The organism is Peribacillus saganii (genome assembly GCF_003429095.1).
Classification (GTDB): Bacteria; Bacillota; Bacilli; order Bacillales; family DSM-1321; genus Peribacillus; species Peribacillus saganii.
Genome location: NZ_QVTE01000024.1, coordinates 49731 through 74313 on the forward strand (window position 1 = coordinate 49731; position 24583 = coordinate 74313).

General features: G+C 41.4%; 15 protein-coding genes. 9 read left to right on the plus strand and 6 right to left on the minus strand.

Annotated elements, in window-relative coordinates; all coding sequences use genetic code 11:
- Window positions 1-332: 332 nt before the first annotated feature.
- The 5 genes from D0469_RS09230 to D0469_RS09250 all read left to right on the plus strand — a co-directional run bounded on the left by D0469_RS09230 (window position 333) and on the right by D0469_RS09250 (window position 12230).
- Window positions 333-2360 (plus strand): S-layer homology domain-containing protein, encoded by a 2028-nt coding sequence (locus tag D0469_RS09230; protein ID WP_117326462.1) that lies wholly within the window; start codon window positions 333-335, stop codon window positions 2358-2360.
- A 1015-nt stretch (window positions 2361-3375) separates the two neighbouring features.
- Window positions 3376-4509 (plus strand): HD domain-containing phosphohydrolase, encoded by a 1134-nt coding sequence (locus tag D0469_RS09235; protein ID WP_117326463.1) that lies wholly within the window; start codon window positions 3376-3378, stop codon window positions 4507-4509.
- A gap of 27 nt (window positions 4510-4536) precedes the next feature.
- Entirely contained in the window at window positions 4537-6351 is a 1815-nt protein-coding gene (locus tag D0469_RS09240) for a CHASE2 domain-containing protein (protein WP_117326464.1), read from the plus strand.
- Entirely contained in the window at window positions 6338-11212 is a 4875-nt protein-coding gene (locus D0469_RS21865) for a FecR domain-containing protein (protein WP_158553406.1), read from the plus strand. Before D0469_RS09240 ends, D0469_RS21865 begins: the two co-directional genes overlap by 14 nt.
- Window positions 11213-11324: 112 nt before the next feature.
- Window positions 11325-12230 (plus strand): nuclease-related domain-containing protein, encoded by a 906-nt coding sequence (locus D0469_RS09250; protein ID WP_117326466.1) that lies wholly within the window; start codon window positions 11325-11327, stop codon window positions 12228-12230.
- Between the two features lie 750 nt (window positions 12231-12980).
- On the opposite strand, the gene D0469_RS09255 is transcribed toward D0469_RS09250, so the two are convergent.
- The 3 genes from D0469_RS09255 to D0469_RS09265 all read right to left on the minus strand — a co-directional run bounded on the left by D0469_RS09255 (window position 12981) and on the right by D0469_RS09265 (window position 16146).
- Window positions 12981-13325 carry a DUF3307 domain-containing protein gene (locus D0469_RS09255; protein WP_117326467.1) on the minus strand — a complete coding sequence of 115 codons (345 nt, stop codon included), beginning with the start codon at window positions 13323-13325 and terminating at the stop codon, window positions 12981-12983.
- Between the two features lie 12 nt (window positions 13326-13337).
- Complete coding sequence (locus tag D0469_RS09260) at window positions 13338-14447, minus strand: NHL domain-containing protein (RefSeq protein WP_117326468.1); 1110 nt, start codon at window positions 14445-14447, stop codon at window positions 13338-13340.
- 310 nt (window positions 14448-14757) lie between these two features.
- Window positions 14758-16146: a L,D-transpeptidase gene (locus D0469_RS09265; RefSeq protein ID WP_117326469.1), complete on the minus strand. Its 1389-nt coding sequence runs from the start codon at window positions 16144-16146 to the stop codon at window positions 14758-14760.
- Between the two features lie 263 nt (window positions 16147-16409).
- Between D0469_RS09265 and D0469_RS09270 the strand changes: the two genes are divergently transcribed.
- Complete coding sequence (locus D0469_RS09270; protein ID WP_117326470.1) at window positions 16410-16619, plus strand: hypothetical protein; 210 nt, start codon at window positions 16410-16412, stop codon at window positions 16617-16619.
- Between the two features lie 50 nt (window positions 16620-16669).
- Here the strand turns inward: D0469_RS09270 and murJ are convergent, their stop codons facing one another.
- The 3 genes from murJ to csaB all read right to left on the minus strand — a co-directional run bounded on the left by murJ (window position 16670) and on the right by csaB (window position 20771).
- Window positions 16670-18193 (minus strand): murein biosynthesis integral membrane protein MurJ, encoded by a 1524-nt coding sequence (murJ, locus tag D0469_RS09275; protein WP_117326471.1) that lies wholly within the window; start codon window positions 18191-18193, stop codon window positions 16670-16672.
- A gap of 283 nt (window positions 18194-18476) precedes the next feature.
- Entirely contained in the window at window positions 18477-19646 is a 1170-nt protein-coding gene (locus D0469_RS09280; RefSeq protein WP_117326472.1) for a glycosyltransferase family 4 protein, read from the minus strand.
- An 18-nt stretch (window positions 19647-19664) separates the two neighbouring features.
- On the minus strand, window positions 19665-20771 hold the full coding sequence (gene csaB / locus D0469_RS09285) for a polysaccharide pyruvyl transferase CsaB (RefSeq protein ID WP_117326473.1): 1107 nt from the start codon (window positions 20769-20771) through the stop codon (window positions 19665-19667).
- Window positions 20772-21081: 310 nt separating this feature from the next.
- Here csaB and D0469_RS09290 point away from each other — a divergent pair, with 310 nt between their 5' ends.
- From D0469_RS09290 to D0469_RS09300, 3 genes are all read left to right on the plus strand, one after another.
- Window positions 21082-22374: a nucleotide sugar dehydrogenase gene (locus D0469_RS09290; protein ID WP_117326474.1), complete on the plus strand. Its 1293-nt coding sequence runs from the start codon at window positions 21082-21084 to the stop codon at window positions 22372-22374.
- A 15-nt stretch (window positions 22375-22389) separates the two neighbouring features.
- A complete protein-coding gene (locus tag D0469_RS09295) occupies window positions 22390-23103 on the plus strand; it encodes a WecB/TagA/CpsF family glycosyltransferase (protein WP_117326475.1) in 714 nt (237 codons plus the stop codon).
- 102 nt (window positions 23104-23205) lie between these two features.
- Complete coding sequence (locus D0469_RS09300; RefSeq protein ID WP_117326476.1) at window positions 23206-24306, plus strand: glycosyltransferase; 1101 nt, start codon at window positions 23206-23208, stop codon at window positions 24304-24306.
- Window positions 24307-24583 lie beyond the last annotated feature (277 nt).

Genomic DNA, 24583 nt, shown 5'->3' on the forward strand with positions numbered 1-24583 from the left:
CTGCGAAAACGAGGACTAATTCTATGAAAAGTAAGATTTATTTCGTGAAGATATGGAATAATTCAGTGAAAAACGGGATGACATTCTGTGAAGGGTTTGTAATATTCGCCAAATCCCCTTGTACCCAGCCTTTAGGTGTCTTAAACCTATAAAAATAGTAAAAAAGTTCTATTTCTACAAAAACCCACAAAAAATCCCAATACAACCGCCTTTTAAACTAGTTATTTGCTAAAATAGAAATATCCTGTCATTTTGTCAAAATGTTGCACATGTAACAGTTTCTAGTAAACGTTGACTTTGGCCAAAAAGATAAAGTTGAAAGGAAGTTTTTAATGAGAAAAATTAGCACACTCCTTCTAAGTTTCTTGCTTATTGTCTCCTTATTACCGAACCGTTTTGCCTCCGCGGCAGATGACCTTACTGGAATTGCACTGGAAATGGAAATGAGGGCAATGGCAGAGAAGGGAGTAATTTTAGGGTATGGCCCTGGAAAGTACGGGCCGCATGATCAAGTATCAAGAGGGCAGTTTGCTAACTTCATAGCACGTGCTCTTAAATTGCCGGAAGGACAGCCAAAGTTTAAGGATGTACCGGTTACAGCAAGTCTAGCTCCGGGAATCTACTCAGCTGTAGCTGCCGGAATCATCACCGGGTATTCAGCGGGAACCTTTGCCCCGAATGACCCAATCACCCGTGAACAGATGGCTAATATGATTGATAAATCACTGGATTATCTGAAAGTGCCAAAACAGAAAGCAGCATTGGCTTTCACCGATGAAAAGCTCGTTACCTCATCGATATCCCGTAATTCTATTGCGAATATGGTTGCTCTAGGAATTATCGCAGGTATACCTAATGTAGACAGTGAAGGGAACCTGACCGGAACCTTCCGTTTCGACCCTAAGAAATCCGCGACCCGTGCCCATGCAGCAGCATTCATTTACAGAATGTTAAAGGCTGCGGAAGGAATACAGGAAGAAGAGGATCCGAGCCAAGGGCAAGATCCATTTAAAATCGGCACAGTGAGTGCTGCCGGAGAACTGACTATTAGTCCAAAAAGCTATAACACGTTTGATGCAGCAAATTCAGCGATAACTAACAGCAACACTCAAGTTGTTTTGTATAATGATTCTATTATTAAAATGAAATCAGGCATTGTTATGGCGAAGCCAACTGTCGGGAGCTCGGCTGCAGTCATCTATGAAGCTGATATGAAAACAGTTATAATGCCTGTTGCTACAGGTGGTGCTGTTCCGGCGACCGAGATGGAATATGTCAGATCAGATGATGAGAAGATTGAAGTCAAGGTTGCTGGCAGACAAGGTTTTGTAAAGCATGCAAATGCCTATCTTGTCCCTCTTGCGATGATGAAGGGCAGATCCTATTACACTGTTAACAGTGCAGGAGAATTGGTTCATAATGTATATGACATTGATAAAAACAGCCATACTGCCTATACTACGGGAATTGCACCTTCTTTTCTAAAGCAGGGTACGAAATACATTAGCTGGGACGGAAATTCGTTTAAATCAGAAAACGGTACAGTGGTCGGAACTGCTTATCAGTATTTTAATATGCTTCCGGCACGTTCAAAGACAAATTACACAGCAGCCGAATTAGATCAATATATCAATCAAGTACTTGCTGAAAAAGAAGCATTATATACTTCTAATCCAACCACTTTCATTCGTTATAAGGATGCAACAAAAACAAGCAAGCTGATTGGCCTTGGTGCAACCTTAAAGGAAGTGGAAAGCACGTATAAGATTAATGCGCTATTAATCTTAGGAATGGCCATGCATGAGAGCGATTTTGGAACAAGTACTCATGCTCAGAAGAACAATAATATCTTTGGGATTAAAGTGTTTGATAGCAATCCGGAAGACGGAGAGCAGTACGCAACTATAAAAGATTGCATTATTAGCTTAATGAACAACTATCTGAATAAAAATTACGTTCCAATCCCAGACAGCGGTTTTGCTTATCAAAATGGCGGTTCTCCAGGCAACAAAAATCGCGGCATCAATGTCCGCTATGCCTCTGACGCCTATTGGGGACAAAAAGTAGCCGGCCATATGTACCGCGTTGATAAAGCGTTAGGTGGAAAAGACTTCCTCAATAACGCCAACCCGTATAACATTGGCATCACCAATATCCAGGGACTTAATGTCAGGATGGGCGCCGGAACTTCTTTTGATAAGCAATTTACCTATCCAAAGCCAGGTTATCCTGTAATCATTGCCGGAACCGAGAAAGCTTCAAATGGCACTGACTGGTATAAAATTATCTCAGACAGCAATGCAAATGAATTTGCTTATGTCAGTGCTGAATATGTAGATAATATTACTATCGCAAAGTAAATAATTATTAGAGCTGAACTCCCATATATTATGCGGGTTCAGCTTTTTTTATTTTGGAGTTAAATTTAAATCTGTAGTTATGAGTTTGTAAATAACAACAATCTGAATGAAGTGGAGGGATTATTTAAGTTAACCCGGTCACAAATGTACAATCGGTCGGAAACTGGTAAGTAAATCTTGATTTAGTACTTACAAAATTGGATCAAAGCGGAGAGTGGTAAGTAAATCGAATCTTGATTTAGTACTCACAAAATTGGACCAAAGCGGTAATCGGTAAGAAAATCCTGATTTTAGTGCCCGCAAAACGGCGGCCAAAGAGGAAACCGGAAAGAAAATCCTCATTTAGTGCCCACAACAAGTAAACGAAAGCAGAAATCGGTAAGTAAACCTTCATTTAGCGCCCGTAAAATTGCACCAAAGCAGAAATCGGTAAGTAAACCCTCATTTAGCGCCCGTAAAATTGCACCAAAGCAGAAATCGGTAAGTAAAGCTAGATTTAGTGCCCGCAAAATTGCACCAAAGCAGAAATCGGTAAGTAAAACTTGATTTAGCGCCCGTAAAATTGGGCCAAAGCAGAAATCGGTAAGTAAACCCTCATTTAGCGCCCGTAAAATTGAACCAAAGCAGAAATCGGTAAGTAAATCTTGATTTAGTGCCCGCAAAAGCAGACTGAAGTAGAAATCGGAAAGTAAATCTTCATTTAGTGCCCGCAGGAGCAGACCAAAGCAGAAACCGGTAAGTAAACCCCCGTTTAGTGCCCGCAAAATTGAACCAAAGCAGAAATCGGTAAGTAAAAGTAGATTTAGTGCCCGCCCAACATAAAATGTCTTTATTAGCCAGCCATAGTTGTTGTACGCTCCTCACACTCCATTTTAAGCTATCTAGCCTCCACAATTTCTCATATTCCATTTTTATCTTATAAAAGAAATTTTTACAAATTTTTCTTTAATTTTGTCGGATTTAAAATTATGATAAAACTAAGACTTTTGGATCAGGAGGGATTTACCTGAAAGAAGTGGCCAATGCTGAATTATTCAGGAATGAATTGAAGGCAGATGAAATGCTTGAGGTTATTTTTACATATGCAGCAAAAATAGCGAATGAAAAAAAGCTTGAAACGCTCCTGGTGCTAATGGCTGATATGGGCAGAGATCTTGTTGTTGCTGACCGATGTACGCTTTGGCTTCTCGATGAGGACCGGCAAGTATTATGGACGAAGGTTGCCCATGGGATAGACAGAGTTGAGATTCCTGCTTCCACCGGATTGGCTGGAAACGCGGTTCAAACAGGGGAACCGATTATTATAAGCAATGCTTATGAGGACCTCCGGTTTAACAGGGATGTTGATAGAAAAACGGGCTATTTAACCAAGTCGGTAATCGTAATACCAATACATAATCAGGAGAATCAAATTATTGGGTGTTATCAGGCAGTAAATAAAATGACTTCAGCTGATGCTGTATTTTCTGATCATGATTTAAAGCACCTAACCTTAGCTGCGTCCTATACAGGAAAATCTCTGGAGGCAGCCATTTTATATGAAGAAATTGAACAGACCCAGAGGGAAATTATTTTTACCATGGGGGAAATTGGTGAGACGCGGTCCAAAGAAACAGGAAATCATGTCAAACGGGTTGCCAGATATTCCGGAATCCTGGCGAGGGGCGTGGGTATGAGCGAGGAGGAAGTTGACCTGGTAGTAATGGCGTCGCCTATGCATGATATTGGGAAGGTTGCCATCCCTGATAGCATATTAAATAAACCTGGAAAGCTTACAGAAGAAGAATACGAAATCATGCAATCCCATACCAGAGTAGGATATAACCTTCTAAAAGGATCAAATCGGCGGATTTTAAAAGCAGCAGCGATAATCGCCTATGAACACCATGAAAAGTGGAATGGAACGGGATACCCTGAGGGAAAAAGCGGGGAAGACATCCATATATATGGCAGGATTACGGCCTTGGCCGATGTATTTGATGCGCTTGCAAGTGACCGGGTCTACAAAAACGCCTGGGAGCTGGAGCGGATCCTTTCATTGTTTAGGGAAGAAAGCGGTAAGCATTTTGATCCGAAACTCGTTGATATATTCTTTGAAAACTTGGATGAAATAGTGCGAGTAAAGGAACTTTATAAAGATGTATTTTAGCAGCATGTGGAATTCAGGGGGACACCAATGAAGCTAGCAAAAAATATTTTAGTCGGTCTGATAATAGGGGCAGTTTTATCCTGCTTTTATATTTTTCATACCTTTTATATGATTGAGAATAATTTTACAGACCGGCTAACTTCTTTTACTGATGAAAAAGAAGTTGATTACAGAATAAAGATTCTTGCCATTGATGAGGCAAGCTTGAGCGAAATCGGTAAATGGCCTTGGTCAAGGGATGTACTGGCTGAAACGGCAGAAAAAATTGCCAAGGCAGGTGCCACTGCTGTCTGGACTGATGTCCTGTATACAGAAAAAAGTGAATTGCCAAAAGAAGATTCAGAATGGAACCGTATTGCCAAGCAATATCCGAATGTTTATTTGTCAGCATATTTTAAATTTCCGCCGAGGCAGCAATCCTTTCAGGCAGAAGAGCTGCTCTGGCCTATTTATGAGCCTGCACCTGAACAGGTTGGACATATTAACACTTTCCCTGACCGGGACCAAATTGTACGCCAGGTAACATTAGGGGTTAAGGACGAAGAAAAAGGAATAGTTCCTGCTATTTCTGTCAGGCTGGCAAACCGTCTTCTGGATGAAAAAAAGCAAATAACATGGGATGAGCAGGGCAATTTTTATGCGGGTGACAAGAAGCTCTCCACAGGAAACCGAAACAATATTTATTTCCAGTATTTCTCTTCCGCTCAAAAAACGGATGTTAAATCATTTGAAGTTTTCTCCATTAAGGATGTCATTAACGGAAAAATTGATCCATCATACTTTACCGATTCGGTTGTGTTAATAGGCCCTTATGCCACGGGGCTTTCCGATCAATACAGGACGCCAACAAGCAGAACGCTGGAAATGTTCGGGGTCGAAATCCATGCAAATATCATCCAAAGCATGTTAAATCAGGATTTTTATCAAACGTCGTCAAAAACGGTCGGGGTTGTTCTTATCTTCCTTATTTCTATTGTAGGATATCTATTATTTGTTGCGCTGCGCCCTAAATGGGGAGGTTTACTATCATTAATAATGATAGCCTGCTATGTAGGGATATCTCTTATTGTATTCTTGAAATTCTCCATTCTGCTTCCATTTATCTATGTGGTTATGGGGATTATTACTTCCTGTGTGCTTTCCATTGTCACACAATATGTTAGGGAGCTTGGGGAGCGGAAAAGAGTGACGGGGATATTCGGGCGCTATGTTTCGAAAAGTGTCGTTGATGAGATCCTGGCAGCTAAGAATGAAATAGCGGTTGGCGGAATTCGCAAGGAAGTAACTTTGATGTTTGTTGATATAAGGGGCTTCACGCCGCTTTCCGAAAAAATGGAGCCGGAAGAGGTCGTTGGGATACTCAATGAATATCTGGATCTCGGAGCCCAGGCAATTTTTAAATATGAAGGTACGATTGACAAGTTTATTGGTGATGGGATAATGGCTATTTTCGGAGCGCCAATCGAGTATGAGGACCATGCCATCCGTGCTGCTAATGCTGCACTTTTTATGAAAAAGGAAGCAGATAGGCTTGCCCAGCAGATTAATGATAAATACCAAAGCTCCGTAGCCTTCGGGATTGGACTTAATACTGGGCCGGCTGTCATAGGAAATATTGGCTCCAGTGAACGAATGGATTACACTGCGATCGGGGATACAGTTAACCTGGCTGCACGGCTAGAGTCGAATGCAAAACCGAACCAGATTTTAATGAGTGAAAATACATATCAGATTATACAGCAGCATTTCGTGTGTACACCTCTTCAGCCTATAAAGGTTAAGGGGAAAGCGGAACCGGTTGTTGTCTATGAATTGGAGGCGGAGAGAGTTGAAGTGCAGTAAGATTATCGCTGCTTGCCTTTTGCTGCTTCATATGTGCTTGCCTGCTACTGTTCAAGCAGCAGAAGGCCAAACGGCAAGATCAGCCAAAATAGCAGATTTAAAAGGAAGTGCACTGTTAAAAAGGGGAGGCGGCTTGCGAGAGTACCTTGCTTTCAATGGAATGGGGCTGCTGGAAGGTGATATGATCCGTACCGAGAAAGCCAGCTCTTCCAAAATTATTTATGATAAGGGTACCGAGGCAATGCTCAGTGAAAATACCCAGCTCATGATCTCCACTTTAAAACAAGAAGGAGATCAGAACAGAACAGGTTTGAAGCTATGGTCGGGGAATATCTGGAACCGTGTAAAAAAGCTTTTAAACGCAGATGACGAATATAATGTTGAAACTCCTACTGCGGTTATGGGCGTGAGGGGAACATTATTCTATGTTTCTATTGATCCGGACACAGCTGACACAGTCTTACATGTGTTTGACGGAGCAGTCAGTGTTTCTTCTCCGGGTAAGGAAAACAATGAAGAAGAAAACCAGCAGGAGGAAACCTTGGTCACTGTTGGCGAATCCATAACAGTGTATGAAGGAATGCTGAATGGTGAAATGCAGGATTCAAAGACACAGATTAACTTGGAAAAACTAGTTGAAGATGCTGAGCCCGGCATGTTGGTACAAATGCTACAGGACATGTTAGAAGTCTCTGAAGAACGAATAGAGGAATCAGGAGCTGCTGATTTAGGAAGTTTAAGTGAAACGGAGAAAATGGAGCAGTTAACCGAAAGTCTATTAAGTTCAAAAAGAACAGTATTTACGGCGCTTCTTGCCGATAACCTGCTAAAAGCGATTGAAGTTTCACCAAAGATTGAACAAGTTACACAAGAGCTATCCTCAAGGAACCAATCAATAGAATCGCTAAAAACAAGTATTCAAGAAGTAAACCAGGAAGCTGCACAATCTTTTGAGAAAGTAAAAAATGAAGCTATTAAACAAGGTATGGATACACAAAAGATTGATGACCTCTTTGTGAAGGAAAATTTAGCTGATACAGAGAACCTGATTAAATCTTCTGCACAGCTATTAGATCAAAAATTAGAAGAAAAAAACTTGTTAAATAATGCGCAGCAATCAAATCCTGAACAGGACAATAATATTGTTACAGCCGCGGCGCAACTCAGCTTAGATGATGAACCAGGAGACATTCCTACAACAATTGGTCAAACACAGGGGAATGGAGAGGGACCAAATCCAGATCCAGGCATAGCGGGAGCACCAAATTCAGGCAAGGATACTAACCAAAACCCGGCATCAAACCCAGGTTCTACGTCAAATCCAAGTCCGGGATCAAATGCAGGCCCAAAGCCAAATCCAAACCCGGAACCAACACCGGGCCCGAAGCCAAGTCCAAATCCAGACCCAGCTCCGGACTCGAAGCCGAGTCCAACACCGGAACCAACACCGGAACCAACACCGGAACCAACACCGGATCCGAAGCCAAGTCCAACACCGGAACCAACACCGGCGCCAAAGCCGAGTCCAAATCCGGAACCAACACCGGACCCGAAGCCAGGTCCAAGTCCGAAACCAACACCGGCGCCAACGCCAAGTCCGACTCCGGAACCAACACCGGATCCAGAGCCAAATACCAGCCCGGGATCAGATCCAGCACCGGCGCCAAATCCAGATGGGGAAGGTACCACCAATCCACCACCGGCAGGATCGATGGAAATTGACCTAGGCACTGAAGCTCCAGTCAGCACAAGAAGTGGCAATCTGGTATTTGCAGGAGGGATCGGTCTTGATATGAGGCCTGTTTCTAGCAATTTGCCTGCGGGCACCACTGTTCGTCTAGATAATGTGACCGGTTCAGTCGTAACCAAGGCCGATTTTTCTCCGGCTGGCACCGGAAGTGTCATGGCATTTAACTTTAATACCGATATTAATAGTTACCTAACAACACCTGTAACAATTAGTTTTCCGGTTGAAAGCTCCAGCAATGTAGAAAATACAGGAGTATTTTATAAATTAGCTAATGATGAGTGGGAGTATCAGACATCAAAAATCGAAAATAGTCTGATTAAAGCTGATGTGAGCCATTTCTCAACTTATGGAGTTTTTAATGCAGAGAAGCTGGAAGTTCCAGAGCATTTAATCATAGATTATGAAGGGAAACGAAGCGTGGTTCTGGATGAGCTTGCTGACCCCGGGGCAAAAATTTATTACACCAATGATGGAACCGAGCCTACAAAAGCCTCTAATGAGTATAAACCGGATCAGCACATTGAATTCAACGGTACCCATCCAATTAAATTCAAGGCTATCGCTCCAAATAAAATTGATAGTGAAATAAAAACGATTTACAGTAATGAAGCACAGCAGCCAGAGCAGTTTGGATTTTTACTAAAGAATACTAATTCAACCTATGCGAATGTTGAAGTTACCCAAATGAACGCTAATGGAAATTATCATGATTTATCCGCGTATGTTAGTTCGGAAGTAACCTCTGAGGGGTTAGCCGTATATGTAAATCTTAAAGAGAAAATTTCCCCAGAAACAACTATAAATGTAGCTGTTTCGACAACAGAAGCGGTTTACTTTCAAACAGTAACCGGAGAAAACATTGGAAAATTAATTGAACTAAATGGCGAAGGACTAGTGCCCCTTGTTGTCGATGTTGAGGGTGTGGACGGCTTCCAGCAAAGAACTGTCAACGCAACGTTAGTTGATGCAAATGGAAATCCAGTAAACAATGCATTGGTTCGTGAGGGTGTTTTTATTTCTCCTGGGAACTATAATCTGCAGGTTAACGGTTATGATAGTGAAAATAATGGATATATGCTATTTAATAAAGAAGTGAAGGTAGATGGCACATCCAATGTCATGATCGAGCAGCGTTTAACAGAAATCCAATTACAATCTAATAATAATAGAGAATTTACTTTTGAATCAAAGGATGTAGTTGCTTTTCCGAACGACGGTTTTAATACTTATTATCATCTTGACTTAAACAATAATGGTACAGAAATAAACAGGGTATTTGTCTCGAATGGGGAGTATAGTGATATCTGGGTGGTATACGGAAAAGATGAATCCTCTTATGATATTCAATACAGAAAGGGACCAATTGATGCTCAAGGGGAGACTGTGCAATTCTCCTTTGATACAGATTACCATTTTAAAATGTATGATGGACCTTCAGCTGTTTCTCCTACTGACATAATAGGAAGAACAGTTAACGGGGAAATTTACGATGGTAAAGGAAATTCGGTTACTCTTTATGAATCGATAAACCAGGAGCTTACAAGGGAAATTATTTTAACAAAAGGATCAGAAGTATTATCATATAAGTTTTTGCCGGGTGAGTTAAATTTTTATACTTGGGATATGCTTTTTCCTGGAATATCAGGAGAATATACAGTCCAGATAAAGGTTATTAATCATTGGGTAGAAGCGTCCAGTGAATTTACAATATCGTTTGATAAAGTGGCCTCCAGTACCATTAGTGGCATGGTTACATTGGCAGATCCTTTAGAAAAAAATGCAGATGTCATAATATCAGCAGAACCGTTAGATAGTATGCCTTTAATGAAAGAGATTACCATTCCAGCAGGTTCTACAAGTATTGAATATGACATTAAAGTTCCAGCAGATCAGCAGTACCGTGTCCATTATTATTTAAAAAGCCAGCCTGGCAATTTGATAATGGACGGATATGTTGGTCATGATGGTATTGTTTATGATATCGAATCTGCTAAAATATTATCGCCTATAGAAAATTTTGCAGATTTAAATATTGACATACCTGAAGGAGCGGTCGTCGTCGGTAAGGTAATGCTGCCTGATGGAGTAGCAGCTGATGAGGATGTCAAAGTTAACCTATCTGCCTATAATGAGTACTCAGAAGAAAGAGCAATGCTTATGTTTTCAACAGAAGCAGCAATACAGGCTGGAAAAACAGAAGCAGACTTTACATTAATCGTCCCTAATAAAGATGATAGCTATGTCCTTGAATATTCCTATTATTATAACGGTAAGATGAGATATGGGACTTGGCCAGGTAATATTAATATTCAGGACGGTAGTGTTAATCCGGAAGCCGTAGAAATCATTTTGCAAAGTGATACGGCAGCGATGCAAAGACCATTAGAACTGGTAAATTCCAATCCAGCTAATAAGAGGCAAGATATACCGATTGATACAACAGCAGTTTTTGAATTTAATCAGCCTTTATACCCTTTTGTAACACCATTAATTTATTTGAAGGTGGAGGGAGCAGAAGAAGCGCAAACTGTTGAAGGAGCAGTAAATGGCAGTAATGTGGAAGTAAACCTGGCAGGAATTCTTCAGCCTGGCAAAACCTACACTCTTACTTTGCCTGGAAACAGTGTGATTAGTGAAAATGAGCTGTCGATGAATTCTGAAGTCTCAATTGAGTTTTCGACAGCAGCACCTAATTTGGAACCTCCAAAAGCAGATGAGGGTTCGACTAGGGATGATATACAAGAGGATCCAGGTCAGGATGATACTCAGGTAGAAGAACCAGTCTGTGAAAATCCTAATGTATCCGGGGAGGCGTCCTCAGAAGTACCAAGCACTTGTGAGAATGACAGTGATACAGAGGTCCCAATTCGAACAGAGGAGCCAACAGGCGATGTTGACGCCCGAATTCCAGAAGGTACCACAATCCCTGATGAAGACGCTACAAGTGAGAACGAGGTATCTGAACCAGATCCGACCATGGAAGATGTTCAGAGTGAGCAAGAGGTTTCTCTGCCAGAAGAGCCCGTAAATGAGCAACCGGCTGAAAATGTTCCAGTCATTCAACCTGAAACTGGTGATCCTACTGATAATACTGAGGTAAATCCGACGTAAAAAGTGAAAACGCATGTGCCTTCTGGATGGGAAGGTACATGCGTTTTTTAGTCGGGAAGTTGTCACTTGTATAATAATGTAATAGTTTATATTATTTATTTGGAGGTGAAATATGATAATTAAATCGAGAAGTGAACCAAGAGAATTAACGCTTATGAGATATTTAAAAACACGGAAGGATTTATCAGCTAACGATGAGAATTACTTTTCGACTCTTGAAAAGGGCTTCAAAGGTGAACAAATGTGTGATGTTTGGTTAGGGAACCTTTCAGACAGCTGGCTTATAATAAATGATTTATGTCTGGAAAGAAACAACACTGTATTTCAAATCGATACGCTTCTAGTTTCCCATGACATCATACATCTTATTGAAGTCAAAAATTATGAAGGTGATTTTTATATTGAAGATGAAAAATGGTATTCAACTTCTAAGTCTGAGATTAAAAATCCGCTCCTGCAGCTGAAGCGGAGTGAGTCCCTATTCCGGCAAATTCTTAAAGACCTTGGATTCACCTCACAATTAGAAGCGCATGTTATCTTCATAAACCCCGAATTTCACTTATATCAAGCTCCATTAAACCTACCTATTATCTTCCCAGCACAGCTTAATCGATTTAAAAACAAATTAAACTTGAAATCACCAAAACTAAAGGACAAACATATCAGATTTGCAGAACAACTAGTTTCCTGCCATTTAACTGAGTCTCCTTACACTCGATTGTCCAGCTATAGCTATGACCTGCTAGAAAAGGGGATGCCATGCGCAATCTGCACTGCATTTATTACTGAATTAACAGGTGGGCTGATGGTATGTAACAATTGCAGCTGCAAAGAAGGTGTCTCATCAGCAGTGAAACGGTGCGTGGATGAATTTCAAATTCTGTTTCCTGATAGAAAAATCACTACAAATGTAATTCAAGACTGGTGCAAAATAATACAATCTCAGAAAACAATAAGACGCGTCCTCCAGAAAAACTTTAAATCTGTAGGTGTAGGAAGATCCCGTTATTACGTATAAATGCAGGCGGATATTGGAAGAAAATATTTACATGCAGAATTATATAGTATTGTGCAACGATCAATCGCTTCGAACCAGCCTCTGCTAGTACTTTGCAGAAAACGTGACTAAAAGGTTTGCTTAGTGCCCGAGAAGGAGTAAATAGAAGTAAAGCGGTAAGTAAATCGGGGTTTAGTGCCCGTGAATGTGGAAAGAAGAGGTCTGGTGGTAAATAAATCGGGGTTTAGTGCCCATGAAGGAGAAATCAGGGTGGAAAACGGTAAGTAAATTGATGTTTAGTGCCCGTGAATGGGGATTAATGAGGGCGAGCGGAAAGTAAATCGGCATTTAGCGCCCGTGAAGGAGAAATCAGGGTGGAAAACGGAAAGTAAATTGATGTTTAGCGCCCAAGAAGTAGAAATTAGGGTGGAAAACGGTAAGTAAATTGATGTTTAGCGCCCGTGAAGGAACGATCAGGAGGAAACTGGTAAGTAAATCGCCATTTAGTGACCCCAAGGGGGGAATTGAAAAAAAACGGTAAGTAAATTTCCGTTTTTTGCCCTATAGTCAGTCCTGGAAAATTTGTCTTGAGCAGGGGATGCTTTTTTACCTGGGACGCCGCGGTCTGTCCGGCAAAAATAAATCTCTAAAATAAAAAAAGCAAGCATGCCTCTTTGGCTGCTTGCTTTCCTATTGCCGTAATTAATTGAAGCTTATACCAAAGAGGTCGGGGGATAGCCACTCCCTCCTACTCGCTTAATTCCGGATTAACTAAAACACAACTACCAACCCCAGGATGATTATATGAAAAACCTGATCGGTCATGATCACCAGCCAACCAACAGCGTTCGGGTCTGATCTCATGACGTTTCTTACCCACCAGACAATGAATGTACGTCTGTCTAAAAATATGTGAGACAGCAGAATGATTAATATGTCGAGGAGGGAGAGGCCGCCGAAACCAATCCAGGCAATTAGTGCAATACATAATGTATAAACCGCAGAGTGTACTAGTAAGGCATCCCACTTTTTGGCTTTGTTCATTGCCATCCAATTGGTTTGAAACAAATAATCTCCAATCAGGTGACCGATTAGTAGAATATCAAAAGCGCTCAAGCAATCCCTCCTCTATTGCAGTTTGATAGATTTCACTTGATGGCTCCATTGGTCGGTGAAAATTAATTGTTTTTTATCTGCTATTACCATTTGTGTTGGGCCCTGAAGATCGCTATTTTCCGGACTCGAGTACACAGTGGTAACTTCCTTTTCATCCATTAGAGCCCTTATTGCGTGGTTATAGGTGTCGGCTATATAAATTGTGCCCTTGCTGCCTACAGCTACATCGTTTGGAAAGTTAAAACGGGCTTTGCCAGCGGCTCCATCTTTGTACCCTCCTTCTTTATATTTTGTTCCTGTAATGAGTGAATCGCCAGATCCTGCAAGAGTAGTCACGGTTCCATCAGAAGTTACTTTTCGAATTCGCTGGTTGCCTGTGTCTGCAACAATTAGTGATCCGTCATTCGAAAGCGCTATACCGGTTGGTTCATTGAATTGCGTTGCTTCTCCTTGTCCGTCTTTTAACCCGCCGTTCGTCCAATTTCCTTCCTTCTTGTATCCACCGCCTGCAATTACTTTTACGGAGCCTTTTTTATCGATGGACACAATACGGTGGTTTAATGTTTCGGTTATGTAAAGAGTGCCGTCATCGGCAATTGCTATGTCGGATGGATGGTTCAATCCTTTAGTAAAAGTAGTAGTGCCCCCATCGGTGTCCACCTTTCGAATTGCCCCATTTGCAGAGTCTGCTATGAAGGCTTGTCCTGTGGCATCAACTGCCATCCCTTTAGGATCCTTGAACATGGCACCGGAATTCGCACCATCGGAAAATCCGCCAGCTTCCATTCCATATGGATCCTTTAGCTTCGAAACACCAGTTACAGTGGTAACCGTATCTTTTGTTATTTTTCTTATCCTCTGATTTTTTTGATCAGTGATTAGTACGTCCCCGTTTTGATTAAGGGCAATTCCAAACGGAAATGCAAAATTGCTTTCTGCTAGGTTTCCGTCCTTATATCCAGTTTTGCCGCTTCCTGAGAGTACCTCTAACACTACTTTGCCCGTTTTTTCCTGATTAGAAGGGCCGGTTTTCTGTTTGGTAGTTGCTTGTTCCTCCTCAGTGCATCCCGATAGTAAAAGGGAAGCAATACCTAGAGTATAAAAAAACTTTTTATTCATCATTACACCTCATGACTAGACTGTTGGAAATAAATACTATGATATAGATAGATTATAAGTTTTTGGATCCTTGATGTCATTATAAATTAGGTAATTTGAATTAGGTTTTATTGCTCAGTTTACTTTAGGAAAGTGGACGGCCAGCAGTACGCTGAGACACCTTCTTCTCGATTTCTCTGTAGGGGAACAATAAAAAAAGAAGCTTGATAAGCTTCCTGGAGGAGAAATGGAATAAAATCCATGAAGAACTAGAATGCAGGAGTTCCTTCTGCCGCAAAGATCTGCTAGTTAGAAAAATGGTAGAGAGCCAGTATTAATTATTCCACGAAAAAGTGCTTCTACGATCAATTTCATCTGATGCTGTCTTGTTAGCCTGATTTCGATATAGGTTATGTGCTATCAAGTTATTTAGCAATAACTCATCCATTACATCCTGCTTTGCTGTTATGGAAATTGGTTTAGTTGCAGTGCCAGTTTGATCTGCAGGTTTGTTTACAATAGTGACTGCAGAGCCAAGCGGAACTATAGAAAAGATCTCTTCAATATCCTCATTTAACAGTCGAATACAGCCCTTTGATTCATTCTTTCCAATGCTGCTTGTATCATATGTTCCGTGAATGGCATAATCCCGGTTGGATAACTCGAGACCCCTTGTGCCATAGGGTTTTTTAGAAAGATGATGATTTGGATTTACGACTCGTTTTTCGATCGTAAACGATCCTTCAGGTGTAGAATTATTTTTGCCTAATCCTGCCTCATACGTTTTCATTTTTATGTCTCCCATCTTAAGAGTAAGGGAATGGTGTGCTTTGTTGATTTCAATATTAATGGGTTCAGATGGGCAGGAGTTTCGGCAGCTGTTATTGTTTGGGACGAGAATTTCAGCTAATAAGCTATATAACTGATTAGGTTTTAGATCTTTTATTGGTGTTTCTAAAAGATAGGGAGTATATACCCAGCCACCCGTATTATCTTTTACTGAAACTTCTTTGTTAGTAGAGTGCAGTTCGTCTAGTGGGATAAATGATAAATAATTGTTAGGGTACGAATCTGTCAGATCTGTTAGAGATCCTGGGAGTTTTCCTTTATCCACGGTATATCCTAGAATAGCTGTTCTTAACATATTTAACGGCAGTCGATTATCTAACACTGTTGTTCCGGTGAGTTTTTCAGGAGAGGTTTTCTCCTCGAAGGCGGAATCCTGAGATATGATTGGACTATAAATATTGGCATTATATTGAGTCACTACTGCATACTGTTTTGGATAAGATTTCGTTACTTCAGATTCACTGCTTGATAAATGCACTAGCACAAACGCTAATAACAGCAACAATAAGAATAGGGGAATCAAGATTAACCACTTGTATGGTTCGCCCTTCGACTTGGTGGTCTTTTTATGAAATAGATGATTCTTAATGTCAACTAACCGTCTGTAATCAGATTCATTTACATGCTCGGGTGAAAGTGGACGCAGCTTATCATAAAAATAAATAGTTTTAATAAGGCTTTCTATTATCTGCTGTTTATCGCTTACGGGTAAGAATGCCAGTTTTTTATATTTTATTGCGAGTCTATAAAGGAAAGTCATATCTTCGGGGAAACGGATATGCATTTTTTCTAAGTAGTACGGGTCATCTTGGGTAATTCTTTCATCTGCGGAATAACTAACACCATCAGGCAACAGGGGTGTACTAAATCTCATTTGTTCCTTCCCTCCTGATAAAGCTTATGTAGTTTCAGCGGTCGTTATGTTACTAATAGGGGGTTTTACATTCTACTTAACTTCTATTACCCTGATTAACAACAGCTATGCTACAAGAAGGGAAGATATAGGGTTTTTTTACTTAGGTTGTAAAAAGGTCATTGCTTTCAGTACTAAAAATTAGACAATTAAAAGTAGATTTAAAAACAGATGAAATTGTAATTGTATGGTAGAATGCCAATAAATGAAGGAGTGAAAACAGTATGCATTGGAAAAAATATTTGATACTTTTACCTCCGTTTATTCTTATTGTAGTTCTTTTGGAAATCTATCTTCCTTCAGGAGTAACACAGTATGCAATAGGAATTGTACTACTATTTTGGGCAGTTTATTATACCTGGATTTATGTTGAAAAGAAGAGAAAAAAAGATAATCATGATAAATCTATTTCGGAAGGTATAAAAAATAAATAAAAAAAAGCTTGGAATCATCTCCAAGCTTTTTTTTATTTATATCACAGCTATCAAGATGCAGGTTTTTTCTTTCTAAGGATGTTTAGCAAGCGTCTGAAGCCCTGTCGGTAAAATATATAAAGTGATCCCGTATAAAGTATCACACCGAGCGGCACCAGGATAGCAAGCTGGAACAGGGAATAGAATCCGCCAATCGGCGTATATTCCTTAAGAAGCCAGATAGGGACAGTCATAATCAAGGTTGGCGGTATAACCCGAAGGAGTAGCGTAAACAAACGGGCAACCTCAGCTTTCGGGAATTCCTTATAAACGACTATAGATGAAACCACCAGATAGTATACCGATACAATGGAGCTGGTTAATGCCAGCCCTGTATAGCCGAACCGATCTACCAGCAGGAAGTTTAAGAGAGCATTTACGGCAATGGTGGTTACGCTAATGCGGAAAATAATCGCTGTCTTGCCGCGGGCATACATGGACTTAGATGTAATAAACTGTAGTCCCTGGGTTACAATCATCGGTAAATAGAATATAAGTGCAAGATAGGTATTATAAGAATCCTCTGCTGTATATTCACCGCCCTCATAAACGAAGGCAATCGCAGCATCGCCAACTACCAATAATCCGGCAGCGATCGGCAGCAATGTAACTAGCGAAATTTCCATCCCCATAAATACGGTTTGCTGGAACTTTTTCATATCATCCACCTGCTCAGACAGCAGGGTAAAGATAATGGCGGCAATGGTAGTCGCATAAATGGCATTTGGAATGCTGACGAGCAGGGAAGCATTATTCAAGTAAGTTACCGCTCCCTCAACAGTCCCGGATGCGAAAATCTTGTTTACAAACATATTAATCTGCCCAACAACGGAATTTAACAGAGAAGGGATAATCAGAACAATGAATGCTTTTCGGAAGTCCTTTTCAATTGTAAGGTTAGGCCTCCATCGAAAATCACTTTTTTGCAGATAGTAAAATTGAATGATGATTCCGAGTACTGTACCAAAAACAAATCCGTAGGCTAAGCTGTAAATTCCCCATTGTTCAGAAAACAGAAGGGCAAATACGGCACCCATCAAGGTTGCGAGAATTTTAGAAATTTGAGCAGGAACAAAGATCCGTTTGGCCTGCAAATACGATTCCAGAATTCCGTTCAGTGCAATCGCACTCATAAAAATAAAGAAAATCCTTGTAATCTTTACGGCAACTTCCTCGGTGAGAAAGGTCATGTTACCGAAAATAAACGGAACAAAGTATGGAACGAAGATGGCTCCTATTAAAGAAATGATCAGGAACAACAGAACCGTGCTGTTCATGACTCCATTTGCGTTCTTTTCCGTTCCCTCAGGATCTTCTTTTCTGCTTTTAACATATTGCGGAAGGAAGACGTTGTTAAAGCCGCCGGAAATCATCGCAACCACAAGAGTAATAAAGGAAAAAGCAAGCAAGTAGCCATCAGTATGTTCAGTGGCTCCGAATTGCCTGGCGACAATACTTTCCCGTAAAAAACCGGATAATTTTAATACTAAAGCCAACAGCGTAATCCATATGGCCGTTTTTTTGAGTGTTGACATTCTGGCACCTCTCTTGTGTGAGGAAAATCGGCATTCCAGGGGAATTGCCATTCATTTATGGTCGTTTATATATCTGAAGATAGGTTTTATAAAGATTTTTTGGTGTTTTTTTAGCTATAACTTCTTTTTGAAAATGCAACTTTCTGCCGTATATGGCAGTTTACTTTCCATATTGATATATTTACTATCCAAAATCCGAGTTTTACTTGCCGAAATCGGTAATTTACTTGCCAAACCAATTCAGCACAATTATAAAAAGTAAGGCGCATTCCACGCCTTACTTTTATTTCAAAGCGCTTTTATAGATTTCGAGATATTTTTCAGCGGCAGCGATATGGGAGTATTCTTTTTCAATTTTCTCGCGTGCTTTTGCTGCCATCGCTTGCCCCTCTTCAGGATTGCTAAGCAGCTGTATGGTCGCTTCGCCTAATTGCTCGACGTTCTTCTCTTCTACTAATATGCCGTCTTCACCGTTATTGATGATTTCCTTCAAGCCGCCGACTGCACAAGCAACTAATGGGGAGCCTGAGCCCATTGCTTCAAGTGCGGAAATCGAGGTAGCTTCCTCAACACCAGCGGAGTGGACACTTGGTACAAGAACCACATCAGCTAGAGCGTAGTATTCCTTTACCATGTCATGAGGCACCGCACCAAGCAGGGTAACATGGCCATCGAGCTGTTTCTCTGCGACGATTTGCTTGATTTCAGCGAGCGCTTCACCGCTGCCTGCATATATTAATTGAGCATTTGGAAATTTCTCTAGCACCATTGGAAGAGAGAGGGCCGGATAGATAACGCCGTTCTTCTTTGTCAGTCTTCTAGGTACAAAAATAACCGGGATATCCTCAGCGATGCCGTGCTTCCTGCGGTACTCGTTCTTTTTCTCGGGATTAGGCTTAAACCCGACTGTATCAATAAAGTTACGGATAGCCGTTCCTTCGACTCCGGAAAGGTCCTTAACATAATCACGAAGACGTTGGTCAACGGTAATAATTTTCCGTGTGCCCTTGTACGCCTGGACTTCAACATCCTGCATGTACTTTGCTTCAGCACTGCCTTCATCGAGCGAGCCTTTGCTGATCGATTCAAATGTCATATAGCCATGAACAGTTGATACCGTCGGAATCCCGCTTTCAATGGCAGCAAGGGTCGTAAATGGATCCTGTGCATTGATCACATCATATTGCTTTGTTTTATTCTTCTCGATCAAGGCCTGCAGGAACCTTTTTCTCATTTGGTGGCTCCAGATAATGCCTTTGCCTTTCTTCAGCTTGTTTAAAAGAAAACTTGGGCCCTGGGCCAATAGTTTTCGTGACACCGGCGAAACATCCGAGAAGGATAGAACATCGACATCATGCCCTAATGATTCCAGTCCGGCCTTTAATGTGGCAACATGTGTCGATAGTCCTCCTGCATGCGGATAATCATAGGCTGTAGCAATTAATATTTTCATTAGTTTTCTCCTTTTCGTTTACGATAGGAAGTTTTGTTTTAGTAACTCGATATTGCGGACTGCTTCCGCTCTCATGGACTCAGCATTTCCCTTTACAGTTTGGCTGTAGGCATCGCGCTCGACCAGAAGCTTAATCGCATTGGCTGTAAGCTCCGGTACATTGATATTTTCCAAATCAGCGGAAAAATCCCACATGCCGCTGCGTTTTAACAGGCTTTCTACCTTTTTATCATAGCTGAATCCAATATGCGGCACACCCATCAGTGTGGAGAATATAAGGGCATGCAGACGCATTCCGATTGTTACCTCGCACTCACCGATAAAATTCAAATACTGGTTCGGTGTAAATTCAGTGCTTAGCATTAGGGTTTTATCACTGTGTTTCATATGCGACATAACCTTTTCACTGGCATTTTTATCGTGGTGTCCCTCCATCGGAACAAATACAGGGGTCACACCGCGTTCCGTAATCAAGGTATCAAGGATCTGAGCCATTTGCTCGAATTGCTTAACATGTTCAAACCATGGACGCACAGAAACGGCTACAAGCTTTTCGTCACCTTTTAAAGGAAGAGAAGCTTTCGCTGAATCATCCTTTTTTGGCTTGAAGGCAAACACGATATCAGAGGTTACGACCGTTTGAGGTTTAGTAACACCGAGCTTGTGCAGCAAGTCCTTGGAGTACTGGTCCCGGACAGTTATAAAATCAGCCATGTTTGCCAGTTTCATCAGTGTTTTGCCCCAGCCTGAGGTAACAGGCCCGATTCCCTGCGAGAAAAACATAACCTTTGTGCCGCACATCTTCGCGAGCATGACGATTAGCAGATAATAGGGAAGCGGGCCGAATAAAAATTTGGTAGGATATGCATCCTGTAAAAGACCGCCGCCGCCGCTAATTAACAAGTCTGCTTCTTTTAGTGCTTTAATTTTCCCTTTATTATCCTGGCGCCAAGCCCGATAAACACTTTTTACATTATGCGTTCGGGCCGTTTCTTCCGGCGAAAGTGAAAAAACGGTAATATCTGGGGACTCCAGCCCGTCACGCAGATTATCTATGATTGCTTCTAAAATGGCCTCATCGCCGGTATTACCCAGCCCGTAAAAGCCAGAAATTACGATTTTCAAAAAGAAGTTCCTCCTCTATGTAGGTATGCATTTTGATTTACTAAGGGTGTCTGCCATTTACGGCCATAAAACCTGCAACATAGGCGAATCCTATTAAAGCAGACAAAAATCTCTTAGAAGGCTATTCTTACGCTTTGCTGACTTTAACCAATGGTCAGTGGCGGGTCGGAAACCTTCATTGTATTTTACCATTCCCTCTCAACCCTATCAACGTTTCTTAATGCATCATGTGTTTTCTTCTGATATACTAGATGAGATGTAAATGAGATGCAAAAAAATATTATTAAAAAGTAAGTGAGGTCCTTGTTGCATGAAAAAGATTTGTGTTATTGGATTAGGTTATATCGGATTGCCTACCGCATCCGTCTTTGCCAAGGCCGGATATGACGTACTAGGTGTCGATGTAAATAAAAGGGTTGTTGACCTGCTAAATAAAGGTGAAATTCATATAGAAGAGATTGGCCTGCCTGAAATGGTAAGAGAGGTTGTGGCAGCAGGAAATCTTAAAGCATCTGTTACTCCTGAAAAAGCGGATGTATTCATCATTGCCGTTCCGACTCCTATTCACGAGGATTATACAGCTAACGTTGACTATGTGAAGGATGCCACAAAAGCAATCGTGCCATTCATTGAAAAAGGCAATGTGGTAATCGTGGAATCTACTATTCCGCCAAGAACAATGGATGATGTAGTAGCACCGATACTAGCAGAAGCCGGAATTGATCCATATAATGACGTGTATTTGGCGCATTGCCCGGAACGAGTTCTGCCTGGACGTATCTTAATTGAATTAATTGAAAACACACGAATCGTTGGCGGTATTACACCTGAAGCAGCTACAAAGGCTGGAGATGTGTACCGCGCTGTTGTAACCGGTGATGTAATTGAAACAGAAGCAGTTACAGCCGAAATGTCGAAGCTAATGGAAAACACCTTCCGAGACGTAAACATTGCCCTGGCGAACGAGCTTGCAAAAATTTCAGCAAGACTTGGAGTGAACGCTCACCATGTTATCGAGCTTGCCAACAAGCATCCGCGTGTAAATATTCACTTGCCAGGACCGGGCGTTGGGGGACACTGCTTAGCGGTAGATCCTTATTTCATTATAGAAAAGGCGCAGGCGGAATCTCCATTAATCGCAGAAAGCCGCCGCATCAATAATTCAATGCCAGACTTTGTTGTAGAGCAAATCGGCCGCTTAACAGCAGAACTGAAAAATCCTGTTTTGGCAGTTTGCGGTTTGACATACAAGGGTAATATTGATGATGTTCGTGAAAGCCCGGCCATCGAAATTGCCGAAAAGCTGCTGGCTGATTCAAGATATGATGTCCGCATCCATGATCCGCATGTAAGGGATGAGCAGGTACCATTCAAGCTGACAACACTGGAAGAGGCTGCAAAGGATGCCCATCTGCTGGTTATCCTGGTGGACCATACTGAATTTAAATTAATGGATGAAGGCAAGCTAACAGAAAACATGAAGACTCCAGTCATTTTTGATACAAGAAATTGCCTGAAGGTAGCGGACGACACGAAACTGACAGTCCACCGCATAGGTGATTTAACGAAATTATCAGCAATCCAGGAAGCTTCATTGCTGTAAACAAGGAAGATGAATATGCAAAAAGAAACATACTTCGGCGTTGATGTTTCAGCTTTAAGCTATGACGAAATATTAGCTGATTTAAAAAACCGCATGCAGCAGGATTTGAAATCCACAATCATTGCGGTCAACCCGGAAAAAGTAATCAAAGCAGAGCAAAGTAACGAGCTGAGGGAATTAATCAACTCAGCAACCTACCAGATTCCGGATGGAATTGGTGTGCTGCTCGCCTCTAAATTAAAAGGCGGGCGCATTACTTCCCGGGTAACCGGTGTCGATATGATGGAAAGGCTCCTTGGCTTTGCTGCAAAAGAAGGATACCGAGTGTTCCTTTACGGAGCAAAAGAAGAAGTGGTCTCCAAAGCTAGGGAGAACATCATCGCCAAATATCCAGGCATTACTATTGCCGGCTACGAAAATGGCTATGTACAGGATCCTGATCAGGTAATTAATAAAATTAATGAGGCTAAAGCGGATATTTTGTTTGTTGCGATGGGGAGTCCGAAGCAGGAGCTCTGGATCCGCGAACATATGAACAAAATGGGCGTGAAAGTATTCCAGGGTGTGGGCGGAAGCTTTGACGTGTTTGCCGGTCATGTAAAGCGGGCCCCATTGTTTTTCCGTAAGCTTGGCCTTGAATGGTTATACCGATTGCTTAAAGAGCCAAAACGCCTAAAGCGGCAGCTAGCCTTGCCGAGATTCCTGCTTAAGGTACTTTTCTCCCGGTAGGTTGCGGAATAGCGTAAGATACAATAAATGTAAAATAATCGTATTTTGTCGAAGGGCTCGGCCATCGCCGAGTTTTTTCGTGTGAATCTTACGGAGGTCAATATGAAGATCTTGCATGTTATCAGTGGAGGAGAGACAGGCGGGAGCCGCAAGCATGTGAATACACTGCTGGAAAAATTCCCGCAAGAGCAGGTTTGCCTGCTTGTTTTCCAGGAAGGAGCCCTATCCCAGGAAGCGAGGGATGCTGGGATCCGTGTTGAATTGCTGAAGCAAAGCTCCCGCTATGATCTGTCTGTCTTAAAAAGACTGACAAACTTCATCAACACGGAGAAATTCGATATCGTCCATTCCCACGGTCCAAGAGCAAACCTGTTTTTGTCTTTCATCAAAGCGAAAATCTCCGCTGTCTGGGTTACAACCATTCATAGTGACCCAACCCTTGATTTTATGAAACGCGGAATAAAAGGTTATGTATTTACAAAACTAAATTTATCAACATTAAATAAAATAGATTTCTTTTTCGCTGTGTCGGAGCGCTTTAAGGAAAACTTAATGAAGTTTGGTATCCCTTCAGAGAAAATCCAGACCATATATAATGGAATAGATTTTTCAGAGCCATTGGAGCCCAACCAAAAAATAAGGCAAGAATTAGGCCTTAAACATTCAGATTTTGTGATGGCTATGGTAGCACGACTCCACCCAATCAAAGGGCATGACATTGTACTTCAGGCTTTAAAACAAATGGACAAGCCGGATGTTCATCTGCTGCTTGTCGGTGATGGCCCGATCCGTTCGGAAATTGAGCAAATGGTATCTAACCTTGGATTAAATAAACAAGTTCATTTCCTCGGATTTCGTAAGGACGTTAATGAAATCTACAGCAATTCCGATGTTGCCTTGCTTGCTTCTCAAAGTGAAAGCTTTCCACTCGCACTGCTCGAGGCTGCAAACCAAAAGTTGCCGGTTATTACAACAGATGTAGGCGGTGTGCGGCAGTTAGTGTCGGATCCCCACTATGGCTGGGTGGTAGAGGTCAACAATGAGAACCAATATTTGAACGCGATGCGTGAGGCGTACGATCTTAATGAAAAGTGTGAACTTGCCTCACAAGGAGAGCTCCTTTACAAGCATGCTGTCCAGCATTTCTCGCTTGAGAATTTATATAAACTTATAGAAGAAACCTACAGAAAACTGATAAGATAGTGGTTTTTTCCATTAAGTAAAATACCATTGTCATTTATTGCAGCATCATGTAAGGTAGAATAGTGCTTTTTGTATGGAAAAGGGGCGGAGCTTCGCCAATTAGTATTAAGTAACAAAAAACATGAGTGAGATGAGATTTATAACTCATCGGAATTTGTTTGGTTCTAGCTTACTCACACCGTCTTTATCTTGTTGAAAGGCGGAAAGAATCTATTTTTCCATGCAGAGGCTTGAGGGTTAGTTGTAATTGTATTTTTCTGCTCATGTCAGAAACAGT

Bases quoted from the DNA above. Each gene is read 5' to 3' on its own strand.
- D0469_RS09260 (WP_117326468.1), bottom strand. From the start codon at position 14,447: ATGATGAATAAAAAGTTTTTTTATACTCTAGGTATTGCTTCCCTTTTA.
- D0469_RS09250 (WP_117326466.1), top strand. From the start codon at position 11,325: ATGATAATTAAATCGAGAAGTGAACCAAGAGAATTAACGCTTATGAGA.
- murJ (WP_117326471.1), bottom strand. From the start codon at position 18,193: ATGTCAACACTCAAAAAAACGGCCATATGGATTACGCTGTTGGCTTTA.
- D0469_RS09240 (WP_117326464.1), top strand. From the start codon at position 4,537: ATGAAGCTAGCAAAAAATATTTTAGTCGGTCTGATAATAGGGGCAGTT.
- D0469_RS09265 (WP_117326469.1), bottom strand. From the start codon at position 16,146: ATGAGATTTAGTACACCCCTGTTGCCTGATGGTGTTAGTTATTCCGCA.
- D0469_RS09230 (WP_117326462.1), top strand. From the start codon at position 333: ATGAGAAAAATTAGCACACTCCTTCTAAGTTTCTTGCTTATTGTCTCC.
- D0469_RS09290 (WP_117326474.1), top strand. From the start codon at position 21,082: ATGAAAAAGATTTGTGTTATTGGATTAGGTTATATCGGATTGCCTACC.
- D0469_RS09280 (WP_117326472.1), bottom strand. From the start codon at position 19,646: ATGAAAATATTAATTGCTACAGCCTATGATTATCCGCATGCAGGAGGA.
- D0469_RS09295 (WP_117326475.1), top strand. From the start codon at position 22,390: ATGCAAAAAGAAACATACTTCGGCGTTGATGTTTCAGCTTTAAGCTAT.
- D0469_RS09270 (WP_117326470.1), top strand. From the start codon at position 16,410: ATGCATTGGAAAAAATATTTGATACTTTTACCTCCGTTTATTCTTATT.
- D0469_RS09300 (WP_117326476.1), top strand. From the start codon at position 23,206: ATGAAGATCTTGCATGTTATCAGTGGAGGAGAGACAGGCGGGAGCCGC.